This is a genomic window from Streptomyces sp. NBC_01176 (assembly GCF_045039825.1).
Classification (GTDB): domain Bacteria; phylum Actinomycetota; class Actinomycetes; order Streptomycetales; family Streptomycetaceae; genus Streptomyces.
This window is the reverse complement of sequence record NZ_CP108600.1, coordinates 4,659,668-4,675,291: the sequence shown is the minus strand read 5'-3', so window position 1 is coordinate 4,675,291 and position 15,624 is coordinate 4,659,668. Positions and strand designations below refer to the sequence as shown.

The window sequence follows — 15,624 nt, the reverse complement described above, 5'->3', positions numbered from 1 at the left end:
GCACGGCGAGCCCGGCGCGCACGCAACACCAGGCGCGCACGCAACACCCGGCGCACACACGTCGCGTGGCGCGACGCCGGGCGGTGCCCCCGTGCTGGTGACCAAGGACGGCCTGCCCGCCTGGCTCGACCCGGTGGTGCACGCCGTCGAGACCGTGGAGCCGCTCCAGCTGAGCCGCTTCCTGCCGCCGGCCGACGGTGCGGGACGGCAGTCCGCCGTCCTCGTCCTCTTCGGCGAGGGCGCCCGCGGCCCCGAACTGCTCCTGATGGAGCGCGCCAGCTCGCTGCGCTCGCACGCCGGACAGCCCTCCTTCCCCGGTGGCGCCCTGGACCCGGAGGACGGCGACCCGAAGGCCGACGGGCCGCTGCGGGCCGCGCTGCGCGAGGCCGAGGAGGAGACCGGGCTCGACCCCGGCGGTGTCCAGCTCTTCGGCGTCCTGCCCAAGCTGTACATCCCGGTGAGCGGATTCGTGGTCACGCCCGTCCTGGGCTGGTGGCGCGAGCCGACCCCGGTCGGCGTGGTCGATCCGGCCGAGACGGCCCGGGTCTTCACGGTCCCCGTGGCGGATCTCACGGACCCCGCCCACCGCGCCACGACCGTGCATCCCAGCGGCCACCGAGGTCCGGCATTTCTGGTCGAATCGGCCCTGGTGTGGGGTTTCACCGCGGGCATCATCGACCGTCTGCTGCACTTCGCGGGCTGGGAGCTGCCCTGGGACCGCGAGAAGCAGGTCCCGCTCGACTGGCGCGCGTGACAGGGTGTCGTTCGTGAACGTGCTGGACATCCTGCTGCTGGTCGCCGCCGTGTGGTTCGCGATCGTGGGCTACCGCCAGGGCTTCGTCGTCGGCATCCTGTCGGTGATCGGCTTCCTGGGCGGCGGCCTCGTCGCCGTCTACCTGCTCCCCGTCATCTGGGCCGCCCTCACCGACGACGCCACGGTGAGTACGACCGCCGCCGTCGTCGCGGTGGTCGTCGTGATCGTCTGCGCCTCCATCGGCCAGGCCCTCACCACGCACCTGGGCAACAAGCTGCGCCGGTACATCACCTGGTCCCCGGCCCGCGCCCTGGACGCGACGGGCGGCGCCCTCGTCAACGTCGTTGCGATGCTCCTGGTCGCCTGGCTGATCGGCTCGGCCCTCGCCGGCACGACGCTGCCGACACTCGGCAAGGAGGTCCGCGGCTCCAAGGTGCTGCTCGGGGTCTCGCGCGCGCTGCCCTCCCGGGCCGACACCTGGTTCGCCGACTTCTCCTCGGTCCTCGCGCAGAACGGTTTCCCTCAGGTCTTCAGCCCGTTCGCGAACGAACCGATCACCGATGTCCAGCCCCCCGACCCGGCGCTCACGAACAGCCCCGTCGCCGTCCGCGCCCGGGATTCCATCGTCAAGGTGATGGGGACCGCGCAGAGCTGCGGCAAGGTCCTGGAGGGCACCGGCTTCGTCTTCGGCAACCGGCGCGTGATGACCAACGCGCACGTGGTCGGCGGCGTCGACGAACCCACCGTCCAGATCGGCGGCGAGGGCAGGAAGTACGACGCCAAGGTCGTCCTGTACGACTGGGAGCGCGACATCGCCGTACTCGACGTACCGAACCTGAACGCGCCGGCCCTGCGGTTCACCACCCGGGACGCGGGCAGCGGCGACAACGCGATCGTCGCCGGCTTCCCGCAGAACGGCGCGTACAACGTCCAACCCGCGCGCGTGCGCGGCCGGATCACGGCCAACGGTCCGGACATCTACCATCGCAAGACCGTGCGCCGCGACGTCTACTCGCTCTACGCGACCGTCCGTCAGGGGAACTCGGGCGGCCCGCTGCTCACGCCCGACGGCAAGGTGTACGGAGTGGTCTTCGCGAAGTCCCTCGACGACGCCAACACCGGATACGCCCTCACCGCCGACGAGGTCCAGCCGGACGTCACCCAGGGTCGCGCGGCCAACCAGCAGGTCGACAGCGACAGCTGCGCGCTCTGACGGCGGCCGTCGGATCCGTCCGCCGACCGCCGCGTCCGCCACACCGCCACGGCGTCCGGCACGTCCCTCGGGCCGGACGGAGCGATCGGGTGTCGCACGGGGCGAGCGGATGATCAGGGTGAGCGGGTGACCGGACGACCGGGGTGAGCGGGTCGCCGGGCGTGGCGGCGGTTCAGCCGCGGGGATGGCGCAATCGCACCGAGACCCAGCGGGCCCGACGGCGCAGAATGCGCGGGATTCCCACCTGGAGGCCCGTGCCCGGCAGCTGCGGGGTGCCCCTCTGATGGGAGCTCAGGCCCGTGGCCGAGCGGCGGTTGCGTGGTGCGTCACTGTAGTCGTGCGTCCAGCCCATACCCCGACGTCTGCCCCTGCCCCAAGGTCGATAACCACGCCTCGGGCCCCCAATTGGCCTATGCGCGAGGCATTTGGCTGTTCGTAGGACAGACGTTCCCCTTCACGTACCGCGCGCGATCGGACGGTCACTGAAGGGTGTCGCCGACTGGCTGAAAACGACCTACCGGTCGGGCTCGGGATCCTGCAGCCAGTTGACGAGTTCGGTCGAGAACGCGACCGGGTCCTCTTCGTGGGGGAAGTGTCCGAGACCGTCGAACAGCCGCCAGCGGTACGGCGCTTCGACGTACTCCCCGGAACCCGCGGCACTCCGCGTCCGCATGACGGGGTCGAGCGAGCCGTGCAGATGCAGCGTCGGCACCCGAACGGGCCGTTTCATGCGCCGGTTGAACTGGATCCCGTCCGGGCGGGCCATGGACCGCACCATCCACCGGTACGGCTCGATGGAGCAGTGCGCAGTCGAGGGGATGCACATGGCACGGCGGTAGGTGTCCACGGCCTCGTCGTCCGGCAGCCGCGGCCCCGACCACTCCCGCAGCAGACGGCCCACCAGGGCACCGTCGTCCGCGACGAGTTGGCGTTCGGGAATCCAGGGCCGCTGGAACCCCCAGATGTACGAACTCGCGGAGGTCTGCCTGACGTCGGAGAGCATCGCCGAACGCCAGCGCCGGGGATGCGGCATCGAGGAGACGACGAGCCGGCGCACCAGCTTGGGGCGCATCACGGCCGCCGTCCACGCCAGGTAGCCGCCCAGATCGTGCCCGACCAGCGCGGCGTCCGGCTCACCGAGGGACCGTACGACCCCGGTGATGTCGAGCGCGAGGTTGGCGGGGTCGTAACCGCGCGGTGTGCGATCGCTCCCGCCGACACCCCGCAGATCCATGGCCACGGCCCGGAAGCCGGCGTCGGCGAGCGCCACCAGCTGCCGGCGCCAGGTCCACCAGAACTGGGGGAACCCGTGCAGCAGCAGGACCAGCGGCCCGTCGCCCATCTCGGCGATGTGGAAGCGCGCGCCGTTGGCGGCGACGTCCCGGTGGGTCACCTCTTTGGCGCCGGGGATGTCGAGGCGTACGACCGAGGTGGGTTGCGCCGAAGGTGTGGCGGGGTCCGTCATGAGGATGAGCGTGCCACAGCTTCCAGGGCGTCCTCGACCGGTGCCGGCCGGGGGTGCGGCTTGGCGTTCTGGAGGACGCCCGCCGTCTCCTTCACCGAGGCGGCGACCTTCTGCGGTCCCTTGCCCTTCTTGGCCTTCTTCGCGAAGACCACGCCGATCAGCGCGAGGACGCCGGCGACCAGCACGTTCGCCGCGAACGACAGGACGAAGCAGATCGCGAGGTTCCAGTCGGTCCAGGTCCGGATGCCGTACGCCAGTGCGAAGCTCAGCATGGGGAGGGAGAAGATCAGCACCGCCCCGGCCGCCGTGAACGCGCCACCGCTGGTCGCACCGCGCTTGACGTCCCGCTTGAGCTGCGCCTTCGCCAGTGCGATCTCGTCGTGCACCAGTGCGGACATCTCGGTCGTCGCCGAGGCGACCAGTTGGCCGATGCTGCGTTCGGCGCCGACCGGGCTGCCGTCGGGTGCGCTCATCGCGGACTCCCTCTTCTGCATGTGTGTACCGTCTGGCTTCTGCGGGTGTTTGTGTCGTCTGGTCAGATCATGCCGGACGGTCGTTCTCCTCGCTTGCCCCGCCCGTCACTTCGGCAAGCCTTCGGTGCTCGGCGGCCTTCCGTTCGTGGATCTCGGCCATCCGCAGGTGGTACGCCGGGTTGTCCTGCTCGTAGATGTCGGGGATGCCGTCGCTGTCCTCGTCGCGCTCCTCCGCCTCGCACAGCGCACGGTACTTGGCGTTGCGTATCTTCAGCAGCGCCGTGGCGAGTACGGCCGCGACGAGCGAGCCCACCAGGACGGCGGCCTTGACCTCGTCGGTGAGCACCGGGTCCCTGGCGAAGGCCAGTTCGCCGATGAGCAGGGAGACGGTGAAGCCGATCCCGGCGAGGCTCGCGACGGCGAAGACGTCGGGCCAGGCCAGGTCGTCGCTGAGCGAGGCCCTGGTGAACCGGGCCGTGAGCCAGGTGCCGCCGAAGACGCCGACCGACTTGCCGACCACGAGTCCGAGGACGACACCCAGCGTCTCGGGTCGCGTGAACACGTCGGCCAGCGCCCCGCCGGAGACCACGACACCCGCACTGAACAGCGCGAACAGCGGCACGGCGAGTCCGGCGGAGAGAGGCCGCACGAGATGCTCGACGTGCTCGCCGGGCGAGTGCTCCTCGCCCTCGTGCCGGTGGCAGCGCAGCATCAGGCCCATGGCGACGCCCGCGATGGTGGCGTGGACGCCGCTGTTGTACATCAGCCCCCAGATGACGAGGGCGAGCGGCACGTACACGTACCACCCTCGTACGCCCTTGCGCAGGAGCACCCAGAACACGCCGAGTCCGACGGCGGCCCCGCCGAGCGCGGCGAAGTCGAGGGTGTCGGTGAAGAAGACCGCGATGATCAGGATCGCGAGCAGGTCGTCGACGACGGCCAGGGTGAGCAGGAAGGCGCGCAGCGCGGACGGCAGGGAGGTGCCGATGACCGCGAGCACGGCGAGAGCGAAGGCGATGTCGGTGGCGGTGGGCACGGCCCAGCCGGCCAGGGATCCTTCGCCCACCGCGTTGGTGAGGGCGTAGACGAGCGCGGGTACGGCCATTCCGCAGACCGCCGCGGCGACCGGCAGCAGCGCGGCCTTCGGGTCGCGCAGGTCCCCCGCCACCAGCTCGCGCTTGAGTTCGATACCGGCGACGAAGAAGAACACGGCGAGCAGTCCGTCGGCCGCCCAGTGCTCCACGGACAGATTCAGTCCGAGGGCCGCGGGCCCGAAGTGGAAGTCGCCCACGGTGGTGTAGCTGTCCCGCAGGGGAGTGTTGGCCCAGATCAGCGCGGCGATCGCGGCGACGAGCAGGAGCACGCCGCCGACGGTCTCGGTTCGCAGCGCCTCCGCCACGAAGTTCCGCTCGGGCAGTGACAGCCGTCCGAGAAACCTGCGGTTGCTGGTGGTGCTGCTGGGACGGGGCGCGGCCACGGCGGGGACCTCCGGGTCGGTACGACTCGCTGACGACCGTCAGGCGGGGTCGCCGACGACGTTGCCGACCAGACTTCCCGGCACACCCTGAGGCCTCAGTTTACCTTGTCATTACAGCCCGATAATGCGCCATACGGACATATGGGGTGGAGGGGTTCCCGGGGGAGGGTGCGGACGCGCGGGTGTGGGGGCACGCGCGGTGCCCCCACACCGAAAGCGGGGGAGTGCGGGGAGCCCTCAGTCCTCGCTGGGCGCCGCCGGCAGCTTCTCCTGGATCAGTTCCATCACCGTGGAGTCCGTGAGCGTGGTGACATCCCCGAGCTCCCGGTTCTCCGCCACGTCACGCAGCAACCGCCGCATGATCTTCCCGGAACGGGTCTTCGGCAGCTCCGCGACGGGCAGCACCCGCTTGGGCTTGGCGATCGGCCCCAGCGTCGCTCCCACGTGGTTGCGCAGGTCGGCGACGAGCCCGGCGTCGTCCGCGGAGGCCGTTCCCCGCAGGATCACGAACGCCACGATCGCCTGACCGGTCGTCTCGTCCGCCGCGCCGACCACCGCGGCCTCGGCGACCGCCGGATGCGACACGAGCGCCGACTCGACCTCCGTGGTCGAGATGTTGTGCCCGGACACGAGCATCACGTCGTCGACCCGTCCGAGGAGCCAGATGTCCCCGTCCTCGTCCTTCTTGGCACCGTCCCCGGCGAAGTACTTCCCCTCGAAACGCGACCAGTACGTGTCGAGGAACCGCTGGTCGTCACGCCAGATCGTCCGCAGCATCGACGGCCACGGCTCGGTCAGCACGAGGTACCCGCCGCCTCCGTCGGGAACCTCCTGGGCCTCGTCGTCGACGACCGTCGCCGAGATGCCCGGCAGCGGCCGCTGCGCCGACCCCGGCTTGGTCTCGGTGACCCCCGGCAGCGGCGAGATCATCATCGCGCCGGTCTCGGTCTGCCACCACGTGTCCACGATCGGCGTCCGGTCCGCCCCGATGTGCTTGCGGTACCAGATCCACGCCTCGGGGTTGATCGGCTCACCCACGGACCCGAGGACCCGGAGCGAGGACAGATCGAACTTCGCGGGGATGTCGTCGCCCCACTTCATGAACGTACGGATCGCGGTGGGCGCGGTGTAGAGAATCGTCACCCCGTACTTCTGCACGATCTCCCAGAACCGCCCCTGGTGCGGGGTGTCCGGCGTCCCCTCGTACATCACCTGCGTCGCGCCGTTCGAGAGCGGCCCGTACGTGATGTACGAGTGCCCGGTGACCCAGCCGATGTCGGCCGTGCACCAGTACACGTCGCTCTCCGGCTTGAGGTCGAAGACGGCGTGGTGGGTGTACGAGGCCTGCGTGAGGTAGCCGCCCGAGGTGTGCAGGATGCCCTTCGGCTTTCCCGTCGTCCCGGACGTGTACAGGATGAACAGCGGCTGCTCGGCGTCGAACGCCTCCGGCGTGTGCTCGGCGGACTGGCGGTCGACGATCTCGTGCCACCAGACGTCGCGGCCCTCGGTCCAGTCGACGTCCTGCCCGGTGCGGCGCACCACGAGCACCTTGTCGACGCCGTCGACCCGGCTCACCGCGTCGTCCACGGCCGGCTTGAGCGCGGACGGCTTGCCGCGGCGGTAACCGCCGTCGGAGGTGATGACCAGCTTGGCGTCGGCGTCCTGGATGCGGGTGGCGATCGCGTCCGCGGAGAACCCGCCGAAGACGACCGAGTGCGCGGCTCCGATCCGGGCGCAGGCCAGCATCGCGACGACGGCCTCGGGGATCATCGGCAGATAGACGGCGACCCGGTCGCCCTTGCCCACGCCCAGCTCGAGCAGGGCGTTGGCGGCCTTGGACACCTCGTCCTTCAGCTCGGCGTAGGTGATCGCGCGGCTGTCACCCGGCTCGCCCTCGAAGTGGAGGGCGACCCGGTCGCCGTTCCCGGCTTCCACGTGCCGGTCCACGCAGTTGTACGCGACGTTCAGCTTCCCGTCGGCGAACCACTTGGCGAACGGCGGGTTCGACCAGTCCAGCGTCTCGGTCGGCTCGGTGGCCCAGGTCAGGCGGCGGGCCTGCTCGGCCCAGAAGCCGAGCCTGTCAGCCTTGGCCTGCTCATACGCCTCCGCGGTGACATTGGCGTTCGCTGCCAGGTCGGCGGGCGGCGCGAACCTGCGCTCTTCCTTCAGCAGGTTGGCCAGGCTTTCGTTGCTCACGACATCTCCCTTTCCCAGGGTGTCCGTTGTGTCCCAGGCCACAGCTCATCAGACCAGGGGCCTCGATGACAAGGGTCGATCCCAAATTGGTTTAGACCTGTTAAGGGCCTGAGCTTGTTCGGTGGTCCTTCAGTGTTCCTTCAGTGGTTCTTCTACGTCCTTCAGGGGTGCACGTCGGACCGGAACCGCGCCGTCGTCAGGGGGGATCGACTCGGCTCCGGCGCCGCTCCCGGGCGGCGTCGACTTGGTACGCCGAGGCCGTCGGCCCCTTGCCCGCGTCCACTCGACGACGCACGTCGGCAGCGAGGTCGCGGAGCGGAACGGGTTCGGACGGTCACGAGAGCGCGGACCGTCGCCCACCGTCGGGCGCGCGCACCACCGAGGCCGGAACCGGCAGGCGCGGAGCCCGAATCGCGAGGGGGCCCGGGGAAGAGCCGGGGGAAGACCAGGGAGGAGTGCCCGAGCCGGAAGGTCGGCGAGGAAAGTCCGGGCGGGAAGGCCGGCGGCCGAGGCCGGCAAGCGACCGAGGCCGGCAACGCGAGGCCGGCGGTGCGAAGGCGGCGGCCGGGTGGGGGCGTGGAGGCCGGTGTCGCGCAACCGGACGCGGGGACGCGCGCGAGCCGCCGGCGCGGAGGCTGGTGGCGTGGGCACCGGATGCGCGGAGGCTGCTGGCGTACGGGCCGGATGCGCGGAGGTCGGTGGATCGGAGCACCGGTGTGAATCCGTGCGTGCCTACCGGCGCGCCGCGCGCCGATCGAATACACCTGTTCGGCCCGCGCCCGGTCGGACCCACGGATGGTGCGCGGCCCCGCCGACCCGGGCCGCGCACCACGGCGGGGTCACGCGGGACTGCGTAGATCCTGCGCCGCTCCGACGTGATCGAACAGCTCGTCGCCGTCATGGTCGACCAGCAGATATGCCTGTGCCTCGCCGACGTGGAAGTACATCCCGTGCAGTTCGAGCGCGCCCTCCCGCAGGGCCCGTGTCACGGAGTCGTGGGCACGGAGGTGCTCCAACTGCTGCACCACGTTGGTCAGGCACAGCTGTTCCACCGCGTCGGCCGGTGCCCGTCCGGCGAGCCTGGCCCGCGGCTGCTCCTTAGCGGCCATCCGCTCCAGGCTGGGCAGCCCGTGCCGCAGCCACCGCTTGAGGGGCGTCTGCGCTCCGCCGGGCTCCGAGTTGAGCAGGGCCTGCATCGCCCCGCATCCCGAGTGCCCGCACACCGTGATGGACCGCACATGCAGCACGTCCACCGCGTACTCGATCGCCGCGGCCACCGAATCGTCGCCGCTCTCCTCCCCGGGACTCGGCACGAGGTTGCCCACGTTGCGTACGACGAAGAGGTCGCCGGGGCCACTGGAGGTGATCATCGAGGTGACGAGTCGTGAGTCGGCGCAGGTCAGGAACAGCTGTGACGGCTCCTGCCCTTCTCGTGCCAGTCGTGCCAGCTCGTCCCGCACCAGCGGCGCGGTGTTGCGCTGGAACGCGCTGATGCCACGGGCGAGTTGGTGGTCGCTGTGTCCACGGTGATCGCCCGGCCGGCTCTGCCCGGAGGAAACCGCGGCTTCGCCCGGCTCGCCGGAACCAGCGGGCCTGCCCGGGCCGTCCGGTCCGTCGGACTCGCCCGACCGGCCGCCGGGGGACACGGACTGCGGGTTGGTGGAGGGCTCGCAGTGGTGGTTGCGCCAGGGTGTCCAGGGTCGGCATCGGCAGTGCGACGAGTCCGAGGGCTCGGCGATCCGGGCGCCGCCCCGTCCGGTCAGCTCGACCGTGCCGCCCTGCGCGAAGTGCGCCTGCTGCCAGTCCTGCAGCGACTCGTACGCCGCGTGGTCCATGAACGAACCGTCCAACTCGACGACGGCGGACGCGCCTCGGGGCACCAGGTGCAGGGTGCGGCTGAGTCTGGGCACCGCGAGGAAGGTCAACTGGCCGCATACGTGGATGTGATGGACTCCTCCTCTCTCTTCGTGGGTGATGCGGGTGCGCGCGAGGCGGTGCATGGCGACGACGACGGCCACGGCGACCCCCAGTGCCACGCCCTCCAGAACACCGAGGAGCACGACGCCGAGCGTGGTGACCGCGTACACCAGTACCTCGCGGTGGCGGGTGACCGTGCGGATGTGGTGCAGGGAGACCATCTGGATGCCGACGGCCATCACCAGGGCGGCGAGCGACGCGAGCGGGATCAGCTCCAGGATCGGGACCATCAGCAGCGCGGCGATCACTACGAAAACGCCGTGCAGCATCGTGGAGTTCCGGCTCACGGCACCGGCTTGCACATTCGCCGAACTGCGGACGGCGACGCCGGCGACGGGCAGCCCGCCGAGCGCGCCGGAGACGGCGTTCGCGGCGCCCTGCCCGAGCAGCTCCCGGTCCAGGCGGGAGCGGCCCACGCGGGCCTGCAGCTCGGGCCGCCCGGCCACCAGCTTGTCCACGGCCACGGCACCCAGCAGCGACTGCACACTGCACACCAGCGTGGTGGTGAGGACGGCGGCGGCGATCCCGAGCACCGGCCCCTCGGGCAGCCCGGCCAGGGCGTGACTGCTCCAGGAGGGCAGGTCGACCTTGGGCAGGACCAGCCCGGCGAGCGAGGCGGTCGCGGTGGCCCCGGCGACGGCGACGAGCGCGGCCGGAACGATGCGCAGGGTGCGCCCGACCCGACCGGGAATCCGCGGCCAGGCGAACAGGAGTGCCAGTGTCAGCAGGCTCATCGACACGGCCCCGGGATGTACGTGCGCCAACTGGGCGGGCAGCGCGCGGAAGTTCTCGAGGACGGAACTCTGCGGGGTGCCGCCCAGTACGACGTGCAACTGGGCGATGGCGATGGTCACGCCGATCCCGGCGAGCATGCCGTGCACGATCGCGGGGCTGACGGCGAGCGCCGTGCGGGCGACGCGCAGGCAGCCGAGGCCCAGTTGGGCGAGTCCGGCGAGGACGGTGATGGCGCAGGTCGTGCGCCATCCGTAGCGGTGGATGAGCTCGGCTGTGACGACCGTGAGCCCGGCGGCGGGCCCGCTCACCTGGAGCGGTGAGCCGCCGAGCCGGCCGGCGACGAGTCCGCCCACGGCGGCGGCGACCAGCCCCGACTGGAGCGGGGCGCCGGTGGCGAGGGCGATACCGAGGGACAGGGGCAGCGCGATCAGGAAGACCGCGATCGAGGCCGACAGGTCGGCGCCCGCGATACGGAACCGGCGGGGCGGAACCGGCGGGCGGTTGTGGGGCGGTTGGATGCGCTTCGGCCGAGTCGAGTCGGCGGCGCGGGTGGGGACGCAGGCAGACATTCCCGTCTCCTCCGGGGCAGCGCGGTCGCGGAACAGGTGGTCCCCCAAGCCAGGAAGGCGGGGGGTGGATCGCGGCCGTGGGTCACGGCGTGCAGCGGCGGGATTTTCAACGATCGGTAAATAGATCGTAATGCAGAGTAAAGGCATTGTGCGGACTTTATTCGCAAATGGGGCAACAAGTCACTCTCAAGGGTGAACGAGTCTCTATATCGGCTTGTCGTACTTATTCGGTCCCGGGCTCGTGCGACCTTGGCGGCGCTGTCGGAATTCGCCGCAGATCTTCCAGGACGCCCTCGTCGGCGTTGCCCCGACCGAAGGAAGGTGGACGGAGATGGCCGCCACCCAGAGGATCGCCGCGGGGGTAGCACTCGCCGCGGCCTGCGCCGCGGCGCTCGCCGGTTGCGCCACCGGCACCACCGGTTCCAAGGAGGGTGCGCACGGCGCCAAGGAGGCTGTCGCGGGGGCCCATGCACCCCAGGGCGCCGTAGGGCTGATCGGTGACGGCTCCACCGCGTACACCGGGGCGCAGCCGCACCTGCCCAGACCCGAGAAGCTGAAGCCCGGGAAGAAACCCCCGCAGTTCGTGGTCTTCTCGTGGGACGGTGCCGTCGAGGACAGCCAGAAGCTCTTCTCGCACTTCCGGAAGATCTCCAAGGCCAACCGGGCGACGATGACGTACTTCCTGAGCGGCGTCTACCTGCTGCCGGAGGCCAAGCGCGACCTGTACAGGCCGCCGAAACACTCGCCGGGCACCTCGGAGATCGGCTTCAACGACGACGAGGGCATCAGGAACACCCTTCAGCAGCTGCGTGGCGCGTGGCTGGAGGGCAACGAGATCGGCACGCACTTCAACGGCCACTTCTGCGGGCCGGGGGGTGGCGTAGGCGATTGGTCGGTCGAGGAGTGGAAGAGCGAGATCGCCCAGGCGAAGTCGTTCGTGAAGTCCTGGAAGACCAACACGGGCATGAGGAGCGCCCCCGCGCTGCCCTTCGACTACGACAAGGAGCTCATCGGCGCCCGCACGCCCTGCCTGGAGGGGCAGAAGAACTTCGTGAAGGCGGCCCGGCAGCTGGGCTTCCGCTACGACACCAGCGGTGTCGACAACCAGGTGTGGCCCACGAAGAAGGACGGCCTGTGGGACCTGTCCATGCAGCTCGTGCCCTTCGCCGGGCACTCCGGCGAGCAACTCACCATGGACTACAACTTCATGGTCAACCAGTCGGGGACCCAGAGCCAGGGGGACCCCCGCAAGCGGGGGCTCTGGGGCAACCAGGTGCGTGACAGCCTGCTCAAGGGCTTCCGGCGTGCCTACAACAGCAACCGCGCCCCACTGGTCATCGGCAACCACTTCGAGTCCTGGAACGGCGGCACCTACATGCGCGCCCTCGACCAGGTCATCAAGAACGTCTGCAACAAGCCCGACGTCCGCTGCGTCTCGTTCCACCAGCTTGCCGACTGGCTCGACGCCCAGGACCCGGCCACGCTCGACAGACTGCGCGGCCTCAACGTCGGCGAGGCCCCCAAGCAGGGCTGGGCGTCCTTCCTCTCCGGTCGCCCCGCCCCCGCCCCGAAGGGCGTCCCCGGGGCGCCGGCGGTCAAGCCGTAGCCACCAGCCCCTCACCGAGTACGAAACCGGGGTCGACCTGCGCCGCCAGGTCCGCCCCGGTCCTCTCGTTGCCCCAACTGCTCGCGTTCTTCAGGTGGAAGTGCACCATCTGACGCGTGTAGCGCTCCCAGTCCCGCAGTTCGTACGTGGCGTCCGCGGCGGCCTGCAGGGTGCGCAGGGAGCGGCGGTTGGCGTCCTCCAGGTAGTCGAACCGGGGCGGCCGGCCCTTCTCCATGGCGCGCACCCAGTCCGAGTGCCCGACCGTGACCAGGAGGTCGTCACCGACCTCGGCACGGAGGAAGTCGATGTCGTCCTGGCTCTGCACCTTGTTGCCGACGACCTTCAGGGCGACGTTGAAGTCCCGGGCGTAGTCCCTGTACTGGCGATAGACGGAGACTCCCTTCCGGGTCGGCTCGGCGACGAGGAACGTCATGTCGAAGCGGGTGAACATGCCGGACGCGAAGGAGTCGGAGCCCGCGGTCATGTCGACGACGACGTACTCGCCCCTGCCGTCGACGAGATGGTTCAGACAGAGCTCCACCGCGCCGGTCTTGGAGTGGTAGCAGGACACCCCGAGATCGGCCTCGGTGAACGGACCGGTGACCATCAAACGGGCGTCGCCGCCGTCGAGTTCCACCGGCCGCGCGCAGGCGTCGTACACCGGGTTGTTCTCGCGCACCCGCAGCAGCCGTGAACCCTCGCCGGGCGGGGTCGTCTTGATCATCGTCGCGGTGGACGCGATCCGTTGGTTGGAGCCGCGCAGGTAGTCCTTGATCAGGGGAAGCCGCGCGCCCATGGCGGGCAGACCCGCGGCCACCTCCTCGTCGAGTCCGAGCGCGGCCCCGAGATGCTGGTTGATGTCCGCGTCCACCGCGACGACCGGCGCCCCCGAGGCGGCGAGATGGCGGACGAACAGGGCGGACAGCGTGGTCTTGCCGCTGCCGCCCTTCCCCACGAAAGCAATTTTCATGTTCACCAAGAGTAGTCGAACGATGGCTCAGGGTGCTTGGCGGTGGTGAAGAAGACCACTCCTTCGTGGGGCGGGCGGCAAGGGTGCGTAGTGTCGTACTCATGAGTACGACAGGCGCGACCGCCGATCCGCTCGCGACCCTGGCCTCGCTGCCCGGGGTGGCCGAATCCGTGGAGTCCGTCCGCAGGGCGGTGGACCGGGTCTACGGGCACCGGATCATGCGACGTCGCAGCAACGAGATCACCTCCGAGGCCGCGCTGCGTGGCGCACGTGGCTCCGCGGCGCTGTCCGGCGCCGACTGGGCCCTCGAAGAGGTGCGCCGCCGCACCGATTTCAGCGGGGACGACGAGGCCCGCAAGGTCGGTGCGGCCCTCCGGCTGACCGCCGAGTCGGGCCAACTTCTCTCCATCTGGCGGCAGTCGCCCCTCCGGGTGCTGGCGCGGCTGCATCTCGTGGCCGCCGCGGACGGGGAGGACGCGGTCGGCCGGCCGCGCCAGGACGGCGAGCCGGTCGACGAGCCGCTCGTCGAACTGCCGCTGCCGGGCGCCGCCGAGGTGGCGGGCCGACTGGAGGGGCTCTCCCAGCTGATCATCGCCGGTGGTGCGGCCCCGGCACTGGTCACGGCGGCCGTCGTGCACGGCGAACTGCTCGCCCTGCGCCCCTTCGGGACCCACAACGGCCTGGTCGCGCGCGCGGCGGAGCGCATCGTGCTGATCGGCAGCGGACTCGACCCGAAGTCCGTCTGTCCGGCGGAGGTCGGTCACGCCGAACTGGGCCGCGCGGCGTATCTGGCGGCCCTGGAAGGCTACGTCTCCGGCACCCCGCAGGGTATGGCGGCCTGGATCGCCCACTGCGGCAGGGCGGTCGGGCTGGGGGCCAGGGAGTCGACGGCCGTCTGCGAGGCGCTTCAGCGCGGGGCGGCATAGGTCCTGGAACAGGGTTGCGGCGGTACGAGTTCTCGTACCGCCGCTGGCATGCTCACCGGGTTACCAAGCGTCCTCGATGTGTTGCCCATCAGGTCGGGAACTGCAGCCCGTCACCTGGTGCGGCTGGCCCGTAATCGACGGGTCGACGTCGCGTGGGTGCCTGGTGCACATGCTCGGTCCGTGGGGCCTTGGTTGAGTTTTAAGGTGATCCTTTCGGATGTCCTTGGTCTCGCGGGCCGTTAAAACCTTTCTACTCCAGGTCCGGAGGAAGCGGAACCCCTGGCTGCACTTCTTTACTTTCAGGTTCAAAAGCCTGCGAATCGGGCGGCAATTGCGCCGCACGCGGCCACGCGGGCTCGCGTGGGCCGCCCTCACAGCGCCGTGGCGCGCCGCCTGCTCGCGTACCAGACGAGTCCCGCCGTGGCCGCGGCCGCACCTATCGCCGCGGCCGCGACCAGCGCCGGGCGCTGCGGCACCGACAGCGCGGGCAGCCGCTGCTTGAGCCGCACCGGGCGGTGGAAATCGAGAACGGGCCAGCCGCGCGCGGCTGCCTCGCGCCGCAGCGTGCGGTCCGGGTTCACCGCGTGGGGGTGCCCGACGGACGCCAGCATCGGGACGTCGGTCGCCGAGTCGCTGTACGCGTAGCACCGCGCCAGGTCGTATCCCTCGGACTTCGCCAGCTCCCGCACCGCCTCGGCCTTCGTCGGCCCGTAGGCGTAGTACTCCACCTCTCCGGTGAAGCAGCCGTCCTCGCCCACGACCATCCGGGTGGCCACCACCCGGTCGGCGCCGAGCAGCTCCCCGATGGGCTCGACCACCTCCGCGCCCGACGTGGACACGATCACCACGTCGCGTCCGGCGGTGTGGTGCTCCTCGATGAGCGAGGCGGCCTCGTCGTAGATGATGGGGTCGATCAGGTCGTGCAGCGTCTCGGCGACGATCTCCTTGACCTGCTGGACGTTCCAGCCGCGGCAGAGCGCGGACAGGTAGGCACGCATCCGCTCCATCTGGTCGTGGTCCGCGCCGCCCGCCATGAACACGAACTGGGCGTATGCGGTGCGCAGGACGGCCCTGCGGTTGATCAGCCCGCCTTGGTAGAACGACTTGCTGAACGTGAGCGTGCTCGACTTCGCAATGACCGTCTTGTCCAGGTCAAAGAAGGCTGCTGTGCGAGGCAAGGAGTGGTTTTCCACGAGCCCGAGCATAGGCGCCCGCCATTCGGGCTACTGTGGGGCGCGTGGGTTTGCCTGAGAGGGCTCTCGG

The 15,624-nt window shown here is 70.4% G+C and carries 12 protein-coding genes; 4 read left to right on the top strand and 8 right to left on the bottom strand.

Translation table 11 applies throughout. The annotated features are described in order from the left end of the window. Positions 1-91: 91 nt before the first annotated feature. Positions 92-754 carry a CoA pyrophosphatase gene (locus OG199_RS20035; protein ID WP_266706123.1) on the top strand — a complete coding sequence of 221 codons (663 nt, stop codon included), beginning with the start codon at positions 92-94 and terminating at the stop codon, positions 752-754. 13 nt (positions 755-767) lie between these two features. Continuing rightward, entirely contained in the window at positions 768-1,967 is a 1,200-nt protein-coding gene (locus tag OG199_RS20030; RefSeq protein WP_356798440.1) for a MarP family serine protease, read from the top strand. Between the two features lie 172 nt (positions 1,968-2,139). Here OG199_RS20030 and OG199_RS20025 read toward each other — a convergent pair whose 3' ends face one another. The 6 genes from OG199_RS20025 to OG199_RS20000 all read right to left on the bottom strand — a co-directional run bounded on the left by OG199_RS20025 (position 2,140) and on the right by OG199_RS20000 (position 10,859). Next, positions 2,140-2,319, bottom strand: a complete 180-nt coding sequence (locus tag OG199_RS20025; protein ID WP_153289398.1) for a hypothetical protein — start codon at positions 2,317-2,319, stop codon at positions 2,140-2,142. Between the two features lie 162 nt (positions 2,320-2,481). Then, positions 2,482-3,432 carry an alpha/beta fold hydrolase gene (locus OG199_RS20020; RefSeq protein ID WP_401806763.1) on the bottom strand — a complete coding sequence of 317 codons (951 nt, stop codon included), beginning with the start codon at positions 3,430-3,432 and terminating at the stop codon, positions 2,482-2,484. Then, a complete protein-coding gene (locus OG199_RS20015) occupies positions 3,429-3,905 on the bottom strand; it encodes a phage holin family protein (protein WP_356798444.1) in 477 nt (158 codons plus the stop codon). The genes OG199_RS20020 and OG199_RS20015 overlap by 4 nt, the downstream gene beginning before the upstream one ends. Positions 3,906-3,972: 67 nt before the next feature. Beyond that, entirely contained in the window at positions 3,973-5,382 is a 1,410-nt protein-coding gene (gene nhaA, locus OG199_RS20010; RefSeq protein ID WP_405830585.1) for a Na+/H+ antiporter NhaA, read from the bottom strand. Between the two features lie 237 nt (positions 5,383-5,619). Continuing rightward, entirely contained in the window at positions 5,620-7,620 is a 2,001-nt protein-coding gene (gene acs, locus OG199_RS20005; protein ID WP_405830583.1) for an acetate--CoA ligase, read from the bottom strand. A 797-nt stretch (positions 7,621-8,417) separates the two neighbouring features. Further along, a complete protein-coding gene (locus tag OG199_RS20000; protein WP_405830581.1) occupies positions 8,418-10,859 on the bottom strand; it encodes a bifunctional SulP family inorganic anion transporter/carbonic anhydrase in 2,442 nt (813 codons plus the stop codon). Positions 10,860-11,190: 331 nt separating this feature from the next. Between OG199_RS20000 and OG199_RS19995 the strand changes: the two genes are divergently transcribed. Continuing rightward, complete coding sequence (locus tag OG199_RS19995) at positions 11,191-12,465, top strand: hypothetical protein (RefSeq protein ID WP_405830579.1); 1,275 nt, start codon at positions 11,191-11,193, stop codon at positions 12,463-12,465. Here the strand turns inward: OG199_RS19995 and OG199_RS19990 are convergent. Beyond that, positions 12,455-13,435 (bottom strand): ATP-binding protein, encoded by a 981-nt coding sequence (locus OG199_RS19990; RefSeq protein ID WP_405830577.1) that lies wholly within the window; start codon positions 13,433-13,435, stop codon positions 12,455-12,457. The two genes, OG199_RS19995 and OG199_RS19990, sit on opposite strands and share 11 nt — an antisense overlap. A gap of 101 nt (positions 13,436-13,536) precedes the next feature. Here OG199_RS19990 and OG199_RS19985 point away from each other — a divergent pair, with 101 nt between their 5' ends. Then, the gene (locus tag OG199_RS19985; protein ID WP_405830575.1) at positions 13,537-14,361 is read left to right on the top strand and encodes an oxidoreductase; all 825 of its coding nucleotides are present in this window, start codon (positions 13,537-13,539) and stop codon (positions 14,359-14,361) included. Positions 14,362-14,732: 371 nt separating this feature from the next. Here the strand turns inward: OG199_RS19985 and OG199_RS19980 are convergent, their stop codons facing one another. Then, the gene (locus OG199_RS19980; RefSeq protein WP_405830573.1) at positions 14,733-15,566 is read right to left on the bottom strand and encodes an HAD family hydrolase; all 834 of its coding nucleotides are present in this window, start codon (positions 15,564-15,566) and stop codon (positions 14,733-14,735) included. Positions 15,567-15,624: the final 58 nt, after the last annotated feature.